General features: G+C 69.1%; 18 protein-coding genes. 15 read left to right on the top strand and 3 right to left on the bottom strand.

The window, feature by feature from the left end; genetic code table 11:
• The first annotated feature begins 20 nt into the window (after positions 1-20).
• The 14 genes from prfB to D7W81_RS11835 all read left to right on the top strand — a co-directional run bounded on the left by prfB (position 21) and on the right by D7W81_RS11835 (position 15,036).
• Positions 21-1,143 (top strand): peptide chain release factor 2 gene (gene prfB, locus D7W81_RS11900; protein ID WP_244227153.1). Its coding sequence is split into 2 segments (ribosomal slippage): positions 21-89 and positions 91-1,143, totalling 1,122 coding nucleotides; the frame shifts between segments, so codons are not numbered across the junction.
• Between the two features lie 183 nt (positions 1,144-1,326).
• On the top strand, positions 1,327-1,959 hold the full coding sequence (locus D7W81_RS11895; protein ID WP_120555475.1) for an RNA polymerase sigma factor: 633 nt from the start codon (positions 1,327-1,329) through the stop codon (positions 1,957-1,959).
• On the top strand, positions 1,956-2,336 hold the full coding sequence (locus tag D7W81_RS11890) for an anti-sigma factor family protein (protein ID WP_120555474.1): 381 nt from the start codon (positions 1,956-1,958) through the stop codon (positions 2,334-2,336). The genes D7W81_RS11895 and D7W81_RS11890 overlap by 4 nt, the downstream gene beginning before the upstream one ends.
• A gap of 77 nt (positions 2,337-2,413) precedes the next feature.
• On the top strand, positions 2,414-3,973 hold the full coding sequence (gene lysS, locus D7W81_RS11885) for a lysine--tRNA ligase (RefSeq protein WP_120555473.1): 1,560 nt from the start codon (positions 2,414-2,416) through the stop codon (positions 3,971-3,973).
• Between the two features lie 12 nt (positions 3,974-3,985).
• A complete protein-coding gene (locus D7W81_RS11880; RefSeq protein WP_120555472.1) occupies positions 3,986-6,352 on the top strand; it encodes an FtsX-like permease family protein in 2,367 nt (788 codons plus the stop codon).
• A gap of 2 nt (positions 6,353-6,354) precedes the next feature.
• Positions 6,355-7,029, top strand: coding sequence for an ABC transporter ATP-binding protein (locus D7W81_RS11875; RefSeq protein WP_120555471.1), 675 nt, complete (start codon positions 6,355-6,357; stop codon positions 7,027-7,029).
• 76 nt (positions 7,030-7,105) lie between these two features.
• Complete coding sequence (gene bamA, locus D7W81_RS11870; RefSeq protein ID WP_208721270.1) at positions 7,106-9,577, top strand: outer membrane protein assembly factor BamA; 2,472 nt, start codon at positions 7,106-7,108, stop codon at positions 9,575-9,577.
• A gap of 119 nt (positions 9,578-9,696) precedes the next feature.
• Positions 9,697-10,260 (top strand): OmpH/Skp family outer membrane protein, encoded by a 564-nt coding sequence (locus D7W81_RS11865; RefSeq protein WP_120555469.1) that lies wholly within the window; start codon positions 9,697-9,699, stop codon positions 10,258-10,260.
• Positions 10,261-10,275: 15 nt separating this feature from the next.
• On the top strand, positions 10,276-11,340 hold the full coding sequence (lpxD, locus tag D7W81_RS11860) for a UDP-3-O-(3-hydroxymyristoyl)glucosamine N-acyltransferase (RefSeq protein WP_120555494.1): 1,065 nt from the start codon (positions 10,276-10,278) through the stop codon (positions 11,338-11,340).
• Positions 11,340-11,807: a 3-hydroxyacyl-ACP dehydratase FabZ gene (gene fabZ / locus D7W81_RS11855; protein WP_043323005.1), complete on the top strand. Its 468-nt coding sequence runs from the start codon at positions 11,340-11,342 to the stop codon at positions 11,805-11,807. Before lpxD ends, fabZ begins: the two co-directional genes overlap by 1 nt.
• A gap of 34 nt (positions 11,808-11,841) precedes the next feature.
• A complete protein-coding gene (gene lpxA, locus D7W81_RS11850) occupies positions 11,842-12,618 on the top strand; it encodes an acyl-ACP--UDP-N-acetylglucosamine O-acyltransferase (RefSeq protein ID WP_120555468.1) in 777 nt (258 codons plus the stop codon).
• A 34-nt stretch (positions 12,619-12,652) separates the two neighbouring features.
• Positions 12,653-13,456, top strand: a complete 804-nt coding sequence (locus D7W81_RS11845) for an LpxI family protein (RefSeq protein ID WP_120555467.1) — start codon at positions 12,653-12,655, stop codon at positions 13,454-13,456.
• Between the two features lie 75 nt (positions 13,457-13,531).
• Positions 13,532-14,557 (top strand): OmpA family protein, encoded by a 1,026-nt coding sequence (locus D7W81_RS11840; RefSeq protein ID WP_120555466.1) that lies wholly within the window; start codon positions 13,532-13,534, stop codon positions 14,555-14,557.
• Between the two features lie 8 nt (positions 14,558-14,565).
• Positions 14,566-15,036 carry a hypothetical protein gene (locus D7W81_RS11835; RefSeq protein ID WP_120555465.1) on the top strand — a complete coding sequence of 157 codons (471 nt, stop codon included), beginning with the start codon at positions 14,566-14,568 and terminating at the stop codon, positions 15,034-15,036.
• On the opposite strand, the gene D7W81_RS11830 is transcribed toward D7W81_RS11835, so the two are convergent.
• The 3 genes from D7W81_RS11830 to lpxB form a co-directional block, all read right to left on the bottom strand.
• Positions 15,029-15,664 (bottom strand): MarC family protein, encoded by a 636-nt coding sequence (locus D7W81_RS11830; RefSeq protein ID WP_120555464.1) that lies wholly within the window; start codon positions 15,662-15,664, stop codon positions 15,029-15,031. The two genes, D7W81_RS11835 and D7W81_RS11830, sit on opposite strands and share 8 nt — an antisense overlap.
• Positions 15,665-15,669: 5 nt before the next feature.
• Positions 15,670-16,374, bottom strand: coding sequence for a polyprenol monophosphomannose synthase (locus D7W81_RS11825; RefSeq protein ID WP_120555463.1), 705 nt, complete (start codon positions 16,372-16,374; stop codon positions 15,670-15,672).
• Positions 16,375-16,445: 71 nt separating this feature from the next.
• Positions 16,446-17,606 carry a lipid-A-disaccharide synthase gene (lpxB, locus tag D7W81_RS11820; protein ID WP_120555493.1) on the bottom strand — a complete coding sequence of 387 codons (1,161 nt, stop codon included), beginning with the start codon at positions 17,604-17,606 and terminating at the stop codon, positions 16,446-16,448.
• 60 nt (positions 17,607-17,666) lie between these two features.
• On the opposite strand from lpxB, the gene D7W81_RS11815 reads away from it, so the two are divergent.
• The coding region (locus D7W81_RS11815) for a response regulator transcription factor (protein WP_147445442.1) at positions 17,667-17,886 on the top strand (220 nt) is incomplete at its 3' end.

The raw sequence follows: 17,886 nt of genomic DNA, 5'->3' as shown, positions 1-17,886 counted from the left end.
CGAAGGAGACGACGAACACCATGGCGAACGATTCGATGGAGAAGATCAACGCCCTGAAGGAGCGCCTCAACGCGCTCCGGGGGCATCTTTGACCTCGACCGCAAGCGGTCCCGCATCGCGCTGATTGAACGTGACTCCACGCAGCCCGGCTTCTGGGATGACAACACCAAGGCCCAGGGCTTGCTGAAGGAGAAGTCCTCGCTCGAGGCCAGCGTGGGCGCCTTCGACAAGACGCTGCGCGGGCTGGACGACGCGCAGACGCTGCTGGAGCTGGCGGCGGAGATGAACGACGAGGCGAGCGCGCAGGAAGCCGAAGGCTCGCTCGCGTCGCTGGAAGGGGAGGTCGCGAAGCTGGAGCTGGCGCGGATGCTCTCCGGGCCGCAGGACCGCAGCAACTGCTTCATGGACATCAACCCGGGCGCGGGCGGCACGGACTCCATGGACTGGGCCGCCATGCTCCTGCGCATGTACACGCGCTACGGCGAGACGAAGGGCTGGAAGGTCGAGATCAGCGACGCGTTGCCGGGCGAAGAGGCGGGCTTCAAGAACGTCTCGCTGCGCATCGAGGGCGAGAACGCCTACGGCTACCTCAAGGCGGAGGTGGGCGTGCACCGGCTCGTGCGCATCAGCCCCTTCGACGCCAACGCGCGCCGGCAGACGGCCTTCGCGTCCGTGGACGTGTACCCGGAGGTCGACGACAGCATCCAGATCGACCTGCCGGAGAAGGACTACGAGTTGAAGTTCATCCGCGGCAGCGGCGCGGGCGGCCAGAAGGTCAACAAGACGTCGTCCACGGCGCAGCTGCGGCACCTGCCCACGGGCATCATGATCACCTGCCAGACAGAGCGCTCGCAGTCGGCCAACAAGGACATGGCCTTCCAGATTCTGCGCGGCCGCCTGTACGAGCTGGAGATGAAGAAGCGCGATGCCGAGCGCGACGCGGCCGAGGCGGCCAAGAAGGACATCTCCTTCGGCTCGCAGATCCGCAGCTACGTGCTGGCGCCGTACCGCATGGTCAAGGACCTGCGCACCGGCGTGGAGACGGGCAACGTGGACAAGGTGCTGGACGGAGACCTGGACGAGTTCGTCACCGCGCAGCTCCTGGGCGTGAAGAACCCCAACCGCAACGCCTCCGCGGAATAGGGCCCACACCGGCCGCCTGTCAGGACATCCGGACGCATCCCACCCCTCCCGGGCCTCCAGGTCCGGGAGGGTTTTTCGTGCCCCGGAACCTTTTTCCCGGACCCGGTGTCTGGGGGGCGGGGCAGGGTGGTGCGGTAGGATGCCGTCGCAGGTGCGATGGCCCCACACGGGCGGGAGGCTCAGGTGTCACCGGGCGGAGTGCTCGAAGTCGGACAGCAGGCCCTGGCCACCGAGGCCGGTTCCGACGCGCGCCGCGAGGAACAGGCGCTGCTCGTCCGGCTGCGGCAAGGGGACCCGGAGGCCTTCGAGTCCCTGGTGCGCGAACACCAGGACCGCCTCTACGACTTCTGCTTCCGCATGCTGGGCGACCGCGAGGAGGCCCACGACCTGGTGCAGGAGATCTTCGTCAGCGTGCACCAGAACGTCCGGCGCTTCCGCGAGGACGCGCGCCTGTCCACGTGGCTGTTCCGCATCTCCAAGAACCACTGCCTCAACCGGCTGAAGTACCTCCAGCGCCGGGGCCGCGGCCGCTCGGAGGTCTATGACGAGGTGAGCGCCGCCGCCATCTCGCAAGGGGGAGGCGCGCCGCCACAGCCGGACGCCGCCCTGGACGCGGCGCGCGAGCGGGCCCGGGTGCAGCGGGCCATTTCCCAACTGGACCCCGATGCGCGCATGCTGGTGGCGCTGCGAGACATCGAGGGCCTGAGCTACGACGAGATTGTCGACATCACCGAGCTGCCCGAGGGGACCGTGAAGAGCCGGCTCCACCGGGCACGCGAGAAGCTGGCGGACCTGCTGGGGCGCTTCGAACCATGAGCGGCGGCGGGTGGAGGTCAACGGACGTGGAACCGCGATTGGATCACCGTGAGGCGAGGGCGCTGTTCCTGGCGCTTGCCGACGAAGAGCTGCCCGCCCCCCAGGAGCAGGCGGTGCGCAGCCACCTGGACGGCTGTGAGGAGTGCCGCCAGGGGTGGGACCGGTACGCCCGCACCGTGGAGCGCGTGCGCTCGGTGGAGCGGGAGAAGGCCCCCCCCGCGCTCGCGTCGCTCGTGGCGGGCCGTGTGCGCCGTCAGCGCCGCTTCGGCCTGCGCGGGCTGCATCTGGCCCATGCCAACTACCGCTTCCCGGTGGAGATCCTCATCCCCCTGCTCCTGGCGGCGGCGGTGGGCGCATTTCTCTTGATGTTTTCCTGAAGCAGAACGGCCTCCCTGATGCGTTGCGTCCCGGGGGCCGCTTGGCTAGCGTGCCGCGCCTTTCACGAGAGCGCGTCATGGCCGAGACCGATAACAAGACCCCCCCAGGTGAGAAGAGCGGCGAAGCGGCGGATCTCGGCTCCAAGGAGCAGGAGATCTACCAGCAGCGGTTGGACAAGGCCGCGAAGTGGCGCGAGGCCGGCTTCAACCCCTATGGCAACGGCTACGCCCCCCAGCACCGGGCGGCGGACATCCTGGCCACGCACGCCAACCACTCCATGGAGGACCTGGAGAAGGACGCGCCCGTCTACGACGTCGCCGGCCGCATCGTGGCCATGCGCTCGTTCGGAAAGGCCGCCTTCATCAAGCTTCGCGACCGCACCGGGGAGATCCAGGCGCACGTGAAGAAGGACGCGCTGGGGGACCTCTATGAGGTCTTCAAGCAGTGCGACCTGGGCGACTTCGTCGCGGTGCAGGGCCCCATCTTCCGCAGCAAGACGGGCGAACTGTCCCTGTCGGCCACGAAGTTCGTGCCCCTCACCAAGTCCCTGCGCCCCATGCCGGAGAAGTGGCACGGCCTCACGGACGTGGAGATCCGCTACCGCCAGCGCTACCTGGACCTCGTCTCCAACCCGGACGTGAAGCAGGTCTTCCTCAAGCGCAGCAAGCTGGTCAGCTTCATCCGGAGCTTCCTCGACGGGCGGGACTTCGTCGAAGTGGAGACCCCGATGATGCACCCGCTGGTGTCGGGCGCGGCGGCGCGGCCGTTCGTCACGCACCACAACACCTACGACATCGACCTCTTCATGCGCATCGCGCCCGAGCTCTACCTGAAGCGGCTCGTGGTGGGCGGCATGGAGCGCGTCTACGAAATCAACCGCAACTTCCGCAACGAGGGCGTGAGCACCCGGCACAACCCGGAGTTCACGATGCTGGAGTTCTATCAGGCGTACGCCACGTACGAGGACCTGATGAACCTCACGGAGGAGATGCTCTCGGAGGCCTCCCGCCACGTCACCGGCGACTCCAAGGTGAAGTACGGCGAGCACACCATCGACTTCGGCAAGGGCTGGAAGCGCATCCCCATGCCTGAGGCCATCCGGGAGGCCGTCCCCGGCCTGTCCGACAAGGACATGGTGGACGTGGACCGCCTGCGTCACGAACTGCTCAAGACGGTCCACTCGGAGGTGGAGCGCCGCGCCGTGGACGCCATGAACCACGGTGAGCTGGTGGGCGCCCTCTTCGAGGCCCACGTCGAGCACACGCTCATCCATCCCACCTTCATCACCCAGTATCCCACCGCCGTCTCCCCGCTCGCCCGCCGCAACGACCAGAACCCGGAAATCACGGACCGGTTCGAGCTCTTCGTCGCGGGCCGGGAAATCGCCAACGCCTTCTCCGAACTGAACGACCCGCTGGACCAGAAGGGCCGCTTCCAGGCCCAGCTGGACGCGAAGCAGCGGGGCCAGCAGGAGACGATGGACTACGACGAGGACTACATCCGCGCCCTGGAACACGGCATGCCGCCCACGGCCGGTGAAGGCATCGGGATTGATCGCGTCGCCATGTTGTTCACGGACGCCGCCAGCATCCGCGACGTGATTCTTTTCCCCCTCCTCAAGCCGCTGGCGAAGTAGCCACGAGGCCTCGTGCACCCCGCCGAACGGCAGACTGACTATCGCTGGCCCCTCTTGTGGGCCGGCGCCCTCGTGGCCCTCGTGGGAGCCATCCTCCTGGGGCTGGCCATCTCCGAGTCCGAGGCGTGGGCCGAGGTGGCCGGCGCCCTGGGCCTCTCCTTCGTGGGGTGGGGTGGGCTCGTGCAGGCCTTCGACGCCGGGTCGCTCGCCCTGGGCGCCCAGAAGGCCACGTCCGTGGCCGGCCCCAAGATGCTGGTGGCCGGGACGCTCGTCTGGCTGGCGGGCTGGGGCCTCGTCGCCGCCGGCATCCGCCGCTCGCCGGCCTCCAGTGAAGGGCCCAGCCCCGCCGCGGGTGCGACCCTGTACCCGCGCCTGGCGCGCTACCGGGACTTCTACTGGAGCACGCTGGGCGCCTACGGCGGCGGCATCCTCCTGGCGGAGCTGGCGCTGCTGCTCCTGCAGACCGTCCTCTCCAGCGGCGTGCCGTCCGACCTGGGCGGCGCCGCTCGCGAGTCGGGCGGGGGCCTGTCCCTGCCCCCCACCATCGCCTTCGCCATCGCGTTCATCGTGAGCATCGGCGTGGCGTTCGCGTCCGGCTTCGTGGGCGCGTCCCGGGCGCAGCGGCTGTCGTTCCCGGAAGCGACCATCGGCGTGTTCTACCTGGGCCTGCCGGTGCCCATCCTCCTGTCGCTGATGGAGCGCGTGCCGTCGCTTCAGCTGGCGCTGGGCTACCGGCTGCGCGAGGTGACGTACGTCGCGGGGCTCATCGGCCGGCCGGAGCTGGCGTACTGGCTCGTCTTCGCCGCGCTGGTGCTGGCGCTCATCCTGGGCATCAACACGGGCTTCATCGCGGCGGGCAGCGGCCGGGTGGACCTGCGCCTGGGCTTCGAGCTCTTCGTCGCGCGCCGGCACGTGGCGGTGTTCCGCCCGTCGCTGCTGTTGGGCGCGCTCGCGGTGCTGATGTTCGGCATCATCCCGCCGCTCATCGTCTACTTCATCATCCGCGGGGCGGAGGCCGCCGTGGAGCGCACGCGCGTCCGGGCCCTGGGCCTGGCGGATCCGCTCGCCGCCGCGTCCGCGCAGCACCGGATGAAGCTGCATGAGCAGTCACCCACCATGATGATGACCGCGCTCTCCGTGGGCGGCGTGGGCGTGGGCGTGATGGCGCTCATCATCGTGCTCAGCGTGATGAGCGGCTTCGAGGCCGACCTCCAGCAGAAGATTCTGGGCACCAACGCGCACGCGGTGGTGTCGCGCTACGCCGGGGACCTGCCGGACTACGACAAGGTGATGCAGCAGGTGAAGCGCGTGCCCGGCGTGGTGGGCCAGACGCCCTTCATCATCAACCAGGTGATGATCGCCTCGGAGGGCAACGTCGACGGCGTCATCATCAAAGGCATCGACCCGCATTCGGTCGGCTCGGTGACGGACCTGCCCCAGAACATCCTGCCCGGCGGCGACCTGGGCCACCTGGAGCAGCCCGCGAAGATCCTCCCCAGCAGCGCGGTGGAGGACGGGGAGAAGAAGGACGCCGAGGAGGAGGACCCCATCATCGGCAAGGCCTCCAAGCCCGCGAAGCCCACGGTGCTCCCGGGCATCATCGTCGGCCGCGAGCTGGCCGCCTCCCTGCGCGTGGTGGTGGGGGACCGGGTGAACGTCGTCTCTCCGCTCGGCACGGAGCTGGGCCCCACGGGTCCCATCCCCAAGAGCCGCGCGTTCCGGGTGGCGGGCGTCTTCTACTCGGGCATGTACGAGTACGACTCCAAGTTCGTCTACATCCTGCTCAAGGAAGCGCAGGACTTCTTCGCGGTGAAGGGCGCCACCGGCATCGAGCTGAAGGTCGCGGACATCGACGACGCGCGCCGCATCTCCAACCAGGTGGTGCGCGTGCTGGGCGGCTACCCCTACCGCGCGCGCGACTGGGGGGAGATGAACAAGAACCTCTTCTCCGCGCTGCGCCTGGAGAAGCTGGTGATGGGCATCATCCTGTCCATCATCATCATCGTCGCCGCGGGCCTCATCGTCGCCACGGTCATCATGCTGGTGCTGGAGAAGCGGAAGGAAATCTCCGTCCTCAAGGCGCTGGGCGTCCCGGACGGCGGCATCGTGAAGATCTTCCTCGCGGAAGGGCTCCAGATTGGCGTGGCCGGCGGCTTCCTGGGCCTGTTCTCCGGCCTCGCGTGGTGCCTCTTCATCGAGAAGGTCGGCATCAAGCTGGATCCGGAGGTCTACTACATCCCCGCGCTGCCGGTGCGCATCGAACCGGTGCAGACGGCGCTGGCGGTGATCATCGCGGTGCTCGTCACCTACCTGGCGTCCATCTACCCGGCCCTCAAGGCGAGCAGCGTGGAACCGGTGGAAGGTCTGAAGGCAGAGTAGCCATGGCGCTGTTGTCCATCCGCAACGTCTTCAAGAGCTACTTCCTGCACGGCAAGCGCATTGACGTGCTGCGCGACGTGTCGCTGGACATCAACGCCGGCGAGCTCGTCTCCATGATTGGCGCGTCCGGCGCGGGCAAGAGCACCTTCTTGCACGTGCTGGGCACGCTGGACGCCCCCGCCGCCGGTGAAGTCCTCTTCGACGGCAGGTCCGTCTTCTCCATGAACGACGCGGAGATCGCCGAGTTCCGCAACCGCACCATCGGCTTCGTCTTCCAGAGCCACTACCTCCTGCCGGAGTTCACCGCGCTGGAGAACGTCGCCATGCCCGCGCTCATCCAGCGCAAGGACCGGGGCCCCGCCTACGCCTACGCCCGCGAACTCCTGGAGCGCGTGGGCCTGGGCAGCCGCGTGGACCACCGCCCCGGCGAGCTGTCCGGCGGCGAGGCCCAGCGCGTGGCCCTGGCGCGCGCGCTGGTGCTCAAGCCCGCGGTGCTGCTCGCGGACGAACCCACGGGCAACCTGGATCCCACGACAGGCGAGGGCATCCACCAGCTGCTCCGGGACGTCAACCGGGACCTGGGCATCACCGCCGTCGTCGTCACGCACAACGAGACGCTTGCTCGCTCCATGCCCCGCCGCCTGAGACTGGCTGGCGGGCAGGTGTCGGAGGCCTGATGGCCGCTCGCTTTTGGATTGAGGGGGCCTCCCCCCATCCCGTACATTGCCCCGCCTTTTCCTGGCCGGACTGCACTTGAGGCTCACCGTTCTGCGCAAGTCATTGCTCCCGCTGCTGGCGGTCGCCCTGTGGGCGCTCGGGCCGGTTCCTGCCCACGCCCAGGTGGACGTGGACGCGGGTTCGCCCGCCGTCCTTCCTCCGTCCACCCCCGCCGCCACGCCCGTGCTGCCTCCGGACGCGGGCACCCCCGGAGGCGCGGACGCGCCGCTGGCCACCTCGCCGGACGACGACGACACCAACGTGTCCTCCGCGGACCGCGTGGTGGAGGTCCGCATCGAGGGCAACCGCCGCGTGGAGTCGGAGGCCATCCGCCGCGCCCTGCGCACGCAGGTCGGTGACGCGCTCACCCGCACCGCGGAGGACCTCCGCGCCATCTGGGCCCTGGGCTACTTCTCGGACGTGCAGCTGCTCGCGCAGCGCATGGCCAACGGCATCGCGTACGTGGTGCGCGTGGTGGAGCGGCCCACCATCCGCGCCGTGCAGCTCCAGGGCAACGAGGAGCTCAGCGCGGACGACCTGAAGGAACAGCTGGAGCTCAAGGCCGGCACCATCCTCGACATCGAGGCCGTGCGCGCCACGCAGAAGAAGATCCAGGAGAAGTACGTCGAGAAGGGCTACTTCCTGGCGGAGGTGACGTACCGGCTGGAGCCGGTGGAGGGCGGCGCCGCGGTCAACGTCGTCTACGTCATCAACGAGCACTCGAAGGTGATGGTGAAGCAGATCATCCTCCAGGGCGCGGAGAAGGTGTCCCCGGAGGAGCTCAAGGCGACCATGATCACGAAGGAGGGCGGCTTCCTGTCCTTCTTCACCGGCGAGGGCACCTACCGCGAGGAGGCCTTCCAGCGCGACCTCGCCGTCATCCAGATCGCCTACTACGACCGCGGCTTCATCAACGTGCGCGTGGACAAGCCCACCGTGCAGCTGTCCGCGGACAAGCGCGACATCTACATCACCCTGCACATCACCGAGGGTGACGCGTACGACATCGGGAAGATCGACTTCGCGGGCGACCTGGAGCGCCCGCCCGAAGAGCTGATGAAGCTCATGAAGTCGCGCCCCAAGGAGCGCTTCAACCGCGGCCAGCTCTCCACGGACATCTCCGCCATCTCCGACGTGTACTTCGACAAGGGGTACGCGTACGCCAACATCAACCCCGTCACCTCGGTCAACGCGGAAGACCGGACGGTGGACCTCACCTTCGACATCCAGAAGGGCCCGCTCGTCAACATCGAGCGCATCGACGTCGTCGGCAACACGAAGACGCGCGACAAGGTCATCCGCCGCGAGCTGCGCGTCTACGAGGGCGAGCTCTACAACGGCACCGGCGTGAAGCGCAGCCGCGAGCGCGTCACCGCGCTGGGCTTCTTCGAAACCGTCGAAATCACCCAGCACCCGGGCAGCACCGACAACGCCATCGTGTTGCAGGTGGAGGTGAAGGAGAAGGCCACCGGCACCTTCCAGGTGGGCCTGGGCTTCTCCAACGTGGAGAACTTCATCTTCACGGCCCAGGTGTCGCAGAACAACTTCCTCGGCTGGGGCCAGAGCGTGTCCGCGTCCGCCCAGATTTCGGGCCTGCGCTCCCTGGTGCAGCTGTCGTTCTACGACCCGTACTTCCTGGACACGAACTACCTGCTCTCCGCGGAGTTCTTCCGCGTCCAGGCGGACTACGAAGGCTTCATCCGCAACTCCACGGGCGGCACCGTCTCCCTCGGCCGCCAGCTGGTGGACGACGTGCTGGCCACGGTCGGCTACTCGCGTGAGTACGTGGACGTGCAGGCGGGGCAGGGCATTGGCGCGGTGCTGCTCGCCAACCAGTTCCAGTCCGGCGTCACCAGCGCGCTGCGCCTGTCGGTGTCCTTCGACCGGCGCGACAACCGCCTCTTCCCGTCGCGCGGCTTCATCCACTACGGCTCGGTGGAGACGGCGCCCTCGTTCCTGGGCGGCACGTTCCTCTTCAACCGCTACACCGCCTACTCGCGCCTGTACTTCCCCCTGCCGCTGGGCTTCGTCTTCAAGACGAACGCCACGCTGGGCTACGTGCAGCAGTTGGACGCCAGCAAGCCGCTGCCCATCAGCGAGCTCTACTACGTGGGCGGCATCAACACGATCCGCGGCTACTACCTGCGCAGCATCAGCCCCACGCTGCTGGTGCCGCGCGCGGACAACCCGGACGCCAACGTCACCGAGTTCCGGGTGGGCGGCAACAAGCAGCTCATCTTCAACTTCGAACTGGAGTTCCCCATCTTCGAGAAGGCCGGCCTGCGCGGCGTGCTCTTCTACGACGCGGGCAATGCCTTCGGCTCCAACGAACGGTTCTTCGAGGACCGGCAGAACAAGCTGCCCCTGGGCCTCTTCCACTCGGCGGGCTTCGGCTTCCGCTGGTTCTCGCCCATCGGCCCCCTGCGCTTCGAGTGGGGCATCCCGCTGACCAAGCGGCCTTCGGACGACCCCATCCTGTTCGAGTTCACGATCGGTAACTTCTTCTGATAGGCATTGACCCCAAGGCCTTCCCGGCCCCGTCGCCTCCGCCCTTCACGGGCGGAAGTGAACAGGCCGGGCGGGTGGACGTCGGAGCCTGCAGCACCTTTTCCGAGGAGCCGTAACCCATGTCGCTTCGAAGCACCCTGGCGGCCGCCGCCGCTGTCCTGTCGCTCGCCCTCCCGGTTGCCGCTTCGGCCGCCGAACTCAAGGTGGCCTACGTCGACCTGCAGCGCGTGCTGCTGGAGGTGGATGATGGCAAGGCCGCCAAGGGCCGCCTCCAGAAGTGGCTGGAGGACCGCCAGAAGGAGATCGACAAGGAGCAGGAGACGCTCCGCAAGGAGAAGGAGACCCTGGACAAGCAGGCCAGCGCCATGAGCGAGGCCACGCGCACCCAGAAGGCCACCGAACTCCAGAAGAAGGTGATGGAGCTGGCGCAGAAGTACGAGCGCAGCCGCGCCGAGGCCGCCAACAAGGAGCGCCAGGAGATGGAGCCCATCGTCAACCGCATCGACCAGGTCATCGCGTCCATCGCGGAGCGGGACGGCCTGGGCATGGTGCTGGACAAGCGGGACTCCGGCATCGTCTTCGCGCTGTCCCAGTACGACATCTCCAACGAGGTCGTCCGCAGCTACAACAACAGCGCCAAGAAGACCGCGCCGGTGGCCAAGGACGCCCCGGTCAAGAAGTAGCCGTTGGACACCCCCGTGCCATCCGCACCGAACGCGCACCGGCTGGGGGACATCGCCACCCACGTCCGGGGTGAGCTCCTCGGCGACCCCGGACTGCTCGTCCATGGCCTGAACGGCCTGGAGGAGGCAGCTCCGGGGGAGGTGTCGTTCTACGGCAACCCCCGCTACCGCAAGCAGTTCGAGGCCACCCGCGCCTCGGCGGTGCTGGTGGGGATGGATGCCACCGCTCGCGACGGCGTGGCCCTGGTGCGCGTCTCCAACCCGCACCTGGCCTATGCGAAGCTCCTGACCCTGTTCCATCCGGCCACGCGGCCCCCCGCGGGCATCCACCCGGCCGCCCACGTGCACCCGGAGGCCACGGTGCACCCGGAGGCCACGGTGAAGGCCGGGGCGGTGGTGGAGAAGGGCGCCCACGTCGGCGCCCGCACGGTGCTGCACCCCGGCGCCTACGTGGGGGAGGACGCGCGCGTCGGCGACGACTGCGTGCTCTACCCGCACGCCACGGTGCGCGAGCGGTGCGTGGTGGGCTCGCGCGTCATCCTCCATGCTTCGTCGGTGGTGGGCGCGGACGGGTTCGGCTTCGCCTTCGACGCGGAGGGCGACGACGGCCCCCGGCACTTCAAGATTCCCCAGGTGGGCATCGTCCGCATCGAGGACGACGTGGAAGTGGGCGCCTGCACCTGCATCGACCGCGCGACGGTGGGTGAGACGGTGGTGGGGCAGGGCACGAAGCTCGACAACCTCGTGCAGATCGCCCACAACGTACGCGTGGGACCGCTGGCGCTCATCTGCGCGCAGGCGGGCGTGTCGGGTTCGGCGGAGGTGGGCACCGGCGTGGTGCTCGCGGGGCAGGTGGGCGTGGTGGGCCACATCCGCGTGGGGGACCTGGCCAAGGTGGGCGCGCAGTCCGGCGTCGCCCATGACGTTCCGGACGGACAGGTCGTCAGTGGCAGCCCCGCCATCCCCCACAAGGACTGGCTGCGCGCCAGCGCCGCGTCGGGGCAGCTGGCGGACCTGCTCAAGGAAGTGCGTGCCCTTCGCAAGAGGGTGGAGCTGTTGGAGAAGGAGAAGGGCGGATGATGGACATTGGCGAGATCCAGGCGCTGCTGCCGCACCGCTACCCGTTCCTCCTGGTGGACCGGGTGGTGGAAATCGTGCCGGGCCAGAAGCTCACGGCCTACAAGAACGTCACCATCAACGAGCCCTTCTTCAACGGCCACTTCCCGGGGCACCCGGTGATGCCGGGCGTGCTCATCCTGGAGGCGCTCGCCCAGGCGACGGCCATCCTTGCGTATAAGACGGAAGCCATGGACCCGACGCGGCTCGTCACGTACCTGATGGGCGTGGACAACGCGCGCTTCCGCAAGCCGGTGGTGCCCGGGGACCGGCTTCAGCTGGACATTGAAGTCATCCGCCACAAGGGCGCCATCTGGAAGACGAAGGGCGTGGCGTCGGTGGATGGCGCCAAGGTGGCGGAAGGGGAGTTCCTCGCCACCGTGGTGGACAAGAACAAGGCCGCCAAGGGCGACGAGAGCGCGGCGCCGTAGGGCGCGTTACACGCGCTGCTGAGGAGAGAAGGACATGGCGCAGGTTCATCCCACCGCGGTCGTCCATCCGGGAGCCCGGCTCCACGACACCGTGGAGGTGGGGCCGTTTTCGGTCATCGGGCCCCAGGTCGTCATCGGCGCGGGCACCCGTATCGGGCCGCACGTCGTCATCGAGGGCCGCACCACGCTCGGGGAGCGCAACCACCTCTTCCAGTTCTGTTCGGTGGGCGCGGCGCCCCAGGACTTGAAGTACGCGGGCGAGGACACGGAGCTCGTCATTGGTGACGAGAATCAAATCCGTGAGTTCGTCACGGTGAACCTGGGCACGGTGGCCGGCGGCGGGGCCACGCGCCTGGGCCACCGCAACCTGCTGCTCGCCAACAGCCACATCGCGCACGACTGCGTCGTGGGCAATGAGGTCCTCCTCGCCAACGGGGCCGCGCTCGCGGGCCACGTCACCGTGGAGGACTCGGTGAAGATTTCGGGCCTCGTCGCGGTGCACCAGTTCACCCGGCTGGGGCGCTACGCGTTCATCTCCGGCGGCTCCATGGTCACCATGGACGTGCCCCCGTACTGCACCGTGCAGGGGGACCGGGCCACGCTGGTGGGCCTCAACACCGTGGGCCTGGAGCGCGGCGGCTTCACCGAGGAGCAGATTGGCCGCGTGAAGGAGGCCTACCGCATCCTCTTCCGCTCCAAGCTGGGCCTGCAGGAGGCGCTCGCGCAGCTTCGCGGGGAGCTCTCCTCCCACCCGGAAGTGGAGCACCTGGTGCAGTTCGTGGAGACGAGCAAGCGCGGCGTCACGCGCTAGCCTTTCGCGCGGACGAAGAAACGGAGCTCAGCGCGTGGAGCGCATCGGCCTCATCGCCGGCAACGGCCAGCTTCCCTTCCTCTTCGCGCGGGCCGCCCGCGCGCGCGGCCTGGAGGTGGTGGTGGCCGCGCACCGGGGAGAGACGGACCCGGCGCTGGAGCAGGAGGTCGGCCCCTTCGCCTGGGTGCGCGTGGGGCAGGTGGCCCGCATCCAGAAGGTGTTCCTCCAGGCGGGCGTCACCCGGGCGGCCATGGCGGGCGGCATCGGCCGGGTGCGCGCGCTCACGGAGGCCCGGCTGGACCTGGGCGCGGTGCGCATCATCTCCCGCCTGCGCAGCTTCCGGGATGACGCGCTCCTGCGCGCCGTGGCCGCGGACTTCGAGGCGAAGGGCATCACCATCATCGCGCCCACGGACTTCCTGGGCGAGGTGCTGTGCCCCGAAGGCCACCTGGCCGGCCCCACGCTGAAGCCCGCGCAGGAGAAGGACGTGGCGCTGGGCCGGGAGGTGGCGGTGCTCCTGGGGCAGGCGGACGTGGGCCAGACGGTGGTGGTGCGCGACGGTCACGTGCTGGCGCTGGAGGCCGTGGAGGGCACCGACGAGACCATCCGCCGGGGCGCGAAGCTGGGCGGCCCGGGCGCGGTGGTGGTGAAGCGCTGCAAGCCGGAGCAGGACCTGCGCTTTGACCTGCCCGCCGTGGGCCCCCGCACGCTGGAGGTCATGGCGGAGGTGGGCGCCCGGGTGCTGGCGCTGGAGGTAGGGCGTACGGTGCTGTTGGACGCACCTGCCCTCTTCGCTGGAGCCACCAGGCGGGGCATCACGCTGGTGGGCGTGCGGTAGGCTTCCGCGGGAATCCGTTCCCCCGGGCTGGAGTTGCCTTCCCACCTCCTCCCGCGACGCCGAGGCTGACGCCGCATGTCCGTTCGACTCCTACCTCTCGTTGTGCTGCTGGGCCTGCCGCTCCCCGCGTTCGCGGAGGCCATCCGGGTGTCGCTGGAGGGCAAGGCGGCCCTGGGCGAGGGTGTGCCCACGCTGCTCGTCCACATCGAGGAGCCCATTGACGGCTTCGAGGTGAAGCTCAAGCGCAGCGACGGCAAGACGGTGGAGCTCAAGGGGGGCGGCAAGCCGGGCGTCACCCGCCGCGTCGCCCTGGAGCAGCCGGAGGGGAAGTTCCACTACGAGGGCGAGCTCACCGTGCGGTTCCCCGGCGGCGCGGAGCCGGGCACGATGCCGCTCGCCTTCGACACGGAGCTCAACGGCCCGCTGAAGCTGGAGGTGCGCCCCGAGGACGTGGACGTGCCCGGGCGCAAGCTGCGCTTCACGCTGTCCCGCCCCGCCGCGAAGACGGAAGTCACGGTGAAGATGGACACCGGCAAGACGGCCTTCGCGGGCGACGTGGACTTCAAGGGCGCGCCCGCGGGCACGCCGCTGGAAGTGAAGTGGCTGCCGGCGGAGGGCAAGGTGATGCACATCCGCCTGCGCGCCTACGACACCTCCGACTTCTACACCGGCGTGGACCTCTATCCTTGGCAGGTGGACATCCCGCACGAGGAGGTGACCTTCGCCTCCGGCCGCTCGGACGTTCCGCCGGCGGAGAGGGGCAAGCTGGACGCCAGCTACAAGAGCATCACGGAGGCGCTGAATAAGTATGGCCGCTGGGCGTCGCTGCGCCTGTACGTGCTCGGGCACACCGACACGGTGGGCCGCACGGAGGACAACCGCGAGCTGTCACTCAAGCGGGCGAAGAGCCTCGCGTCCTACTTCCGCCAGCGCGGCTTGAAGGTGCCAGTGTTCTACGAGGGCTTTGGTGAGCAGTCCCCGGCGGTGCCCACGCCGGACGAGACGGCGGAGGCGGGCAACCGCCGCGCCGAATACATCATCGCGGTGGAGGACCCGTCCTTGACGAACGCGCCCTTCACCCCTCGCTGGCGCAAGCCTTGAGGTGTCACATGGTGGAGTTTCCTCGCATCCGTTGGGCGCTCGCCGTGGCGGGCCTGGGTTTCATGGGCACGGTGGGCTGCGTGCGCACCGTGCCGTACGCGCAGCGCATGGAGGTGGAGGACGAGAAGTGCACGCTCCTCCAGGCGCTGATGCGCCAGCCCGCGCCCGCGCAGGCCATCCAGCGCTTCGTGGCGGAGGGCAAGGAGGCGAAGGCCCCCGTGGTCGTCTACGTGCGCCGTCCGGAGGACGCCACGCTGGAGCGCTTCTTCACGGGTGAGCCCCGGTGCGCGGACGACTCGTTCAAGGTCGTGCAGGAGAACGTGGTGGACGCGGTGGTGGTGTACCTGCAGGAGGTCCAGGGCGGCTACGCGTACGACGCGCAGCGCTCCAGCCCAGAGCACCTCACCATGGAAGGCCGTCCCCAGGGCACCGTGCGCAAGGACGGCACCGTGTGGGTGGCGGGCGCGGACGCTATTTGAGCAGGTCCTTCGCCCCGTCCGCGATGAACTGCACCGCGATGGCGGCCAGGATGAGGCCGGACACGCGCTCCAGGATGGCCACACCGGACTGACGCAGCACCCGCTGCACCAGGCTGGACGCGTTGAGGATGAAGTAGGTCGCGGTGAAGGTCAGCACCACCGCGGCCACCACCGGCAGCGCGGACACGAAGGACGTCCCGGAGCGCGCCATCAGCACCATGGCGGTGGCGATGGCGCCCGGCCCCGCGAGCAGCGGAATGGCCAGCGGGACGATGGCCACGTCGTCCTTCACCGCGCCCTCTTCCTCTTCCGTGGGGCTGGTGCGCGTGGAGGACGGACGGGCCCGCAGCATGTCCAGGGAGGTGATCAGCAGCAGGATGCCGCCCGCCACGCGGAAGGCGCCCAGCGACACCGCGAACACCTGGAAGATGACCCGGCCGAAGACGGCGAAGAACAGCATCATCCCGCACGCCACCAGACAGGCGCGCAGGGCGGTGCTTCGTATCTGCTGCTTGGTGTCCCCGCCCGTCATCGCCAGGAACAGCGGCACGACGCCAATCGGGTCCACCACGAAGAAGATGGCGGACAGCGACACGAGGAACGTGGACACCATCCCGGACGTCGTCATGGCGGCTAGACCGTGAAGCGCAGCTTCCACACCATGCCCAGCGCTTCGATGAAGATCTTCTTGTTCATCTTCGAGTGCCCCACGCGCCGGTCCTCGAACACGATGGGGACCTCGCGCACGGCGAAGCCCTTGCGCAGGGTGCGGTAGGTCAACTCAATCTGGAACGCGTACCCGGTGCTGCGCACCTCATCCAGGCCGATGCTCTCCAGCACGCGGCGGTTGAAGCACTTGAAGCCGCCGGTGAGGTCGCGCACGTCCACGCCCAGGATGCTGCGCGCGTAGAGCGAACCGCCGCGGCTGATGATCTTGCGGCCCACGCCCCAGTTCACCGTGCCGCCGCCCGCCACGTAGCGCGAGCCCAGCACCAGGTCCGCGCCGCCCTCCGCGGCGTCCAGGAAGGTGGGCAGGTAGCGCGGGTCGTGGCTGAAGTCCGCGTCCATCTCCAGGATGTACGTGTAGCCCTCGGCCAGGGCCCAGCGGAAGGCGGCCAGGTACGCACGGCCCAGGCCCTCCTTCTTCTCGCGGTGGAGCACGCGCACGCGCGGGTCCTTCGCGGCCAGCTCGTCCGCGAGCTGCCCCGTCCCGTCAGGCGAGTTGTCGTCGACGACGAGGATGTCCACACGGGGATCCGCCGCCAGCACCGCCTGGGTGATGGGGCCGATGTTTTCCCGCTCGTTGTAGGTGGGGATGCAGACCAGCGCTCGGTTCATGACCCGGCCGACATACCCCAAACCCGGCGCTGGAACAGCAGAACCCGCGCCAATCCGGTCGGTTCCTCGCCTCAGGCGACAGGGCGCGGGGGCAGCAGCTCCAGGACCGTCTCGGCCGCGCGGTGGGCGGCTCCCACCTCGCCCAGGCGCCCGCGCACCTCGGCCAGCCCCTGGACCATGGCGTCGCGGGGCGCGCCCGGCAGCCACACGCGCCGCACCTCGGAGGCGATGTTCTCCGGCGTCATGTCCCCCTGGAGCAGCTCCGGCACCACGCGCCGGCCGGCCAGCAGGTTGATGAGCGACACGAAGGCCACCTTCAGCATCAGCCGTCCCACGAGGTACGTCACCAGGGACACGCGGTAGACGACGACGAGCGGCCGTTCCATCAGGCCCGCCTCCAGCACTGCCGTGCCGGAAGCCACCACCGCGGCGTCGCTCGCGCCCACGACCTCCGGGGCGCGTCCGTCCACCAGCACCGGCGTGACCCCGCTGCCCTCGAAGCGGGAGGTGATCTCCTCCTTCGCGATGGTGGGCGCCACCGGCACCACGACCTGGAGCCCCGGCCGTTCGGAGGCCAGCTGCTTCGCGGCCCTGACGAGCGTGGGCAGGATGCGGCGGATCTCACTCATCCGGCTGCCGGGCAGGAGCGCGAGCGTGGGAGCGTCCTGTGAAAGGCCCAGGCGCTGCCGGAACTCGCGAGCGCTGGCGGAAGGGGGCATCTGCTCCAGCACGGGACTGCCCACGTAGCGTGCGGGCACCCCGGCCTCCCGGTAGAAGTCCTCCTCGAAGGGCAGGATGCAGAGCATCCGGTCCACCAGCCGCTGGATGGTGCGCACGCGGCCCCGGCGCCAGGCCCAGATCATCGGGGACACGTAGTAGGCCACCGGGATGCCCAGGGCCTTGAGCTTCTTGGCCAGCCGCAGGTTGAAGTCCGGGATGTCAACCAGGATGGCGCAGTCCGGACGGCGCTCCTCGGCGGCGTGGGCCAGGTCCTTCATGATCCGCAGGATGCGCGGGATGCGGGGGAGCACCTCGGTGATGCCCATGACGGACACCTCGCGGGCATCGTGGATGAGCTCCACCCCCCGGGCGGCCAGCCGGGCGCCTCCCATGCCGAAGAAGGTGAGGTCGGGGCGCAGGGCCTGGAGGGCGGCGACGAGCTCCGCGGCGTGGGTGTCGCCGGAGGCCTCGCCGGCCACGACGAGGATGCGGGGGGAGGTTGGCTGCGTCATGGGCAAGACCCTCATCGTAGCTGATGCGCGGAGGGAGGGAGGCTGTAGACTGCGGCCCCCTTGAAGACGCTTCTGCTCGCCGAGAGCCACCCCCCGACCCTCGAGCACCTGACGGGCCTGCTCTCGCAGGCCGGGTACACCGTTCGGGCGGTGAGTGACGCCGTGATGGCGTTGGAGCACTTCTCGGCGGACAACCCGGACGTGGTGGTGCTGGGCGTGGACCTGCCGCGCGTGGACGGGCAGCACGTCGTACACCTCATCCGGGGGCACAGCCAGGGCG

It is taken from the genome of Corallococcus aberystwythensis (assembly GCF_003612165.1).
GTDB lineage: Bacteria > Myxococcota > Myxococcia > Myxococcales > Myxococcaceae > Corallococcus > Corallococcus aberystwythensis.
Note: the sequence above shows the minus strand (reverse complement) of the source record. Positions and strands in the feature narration are given on the sequence as shown.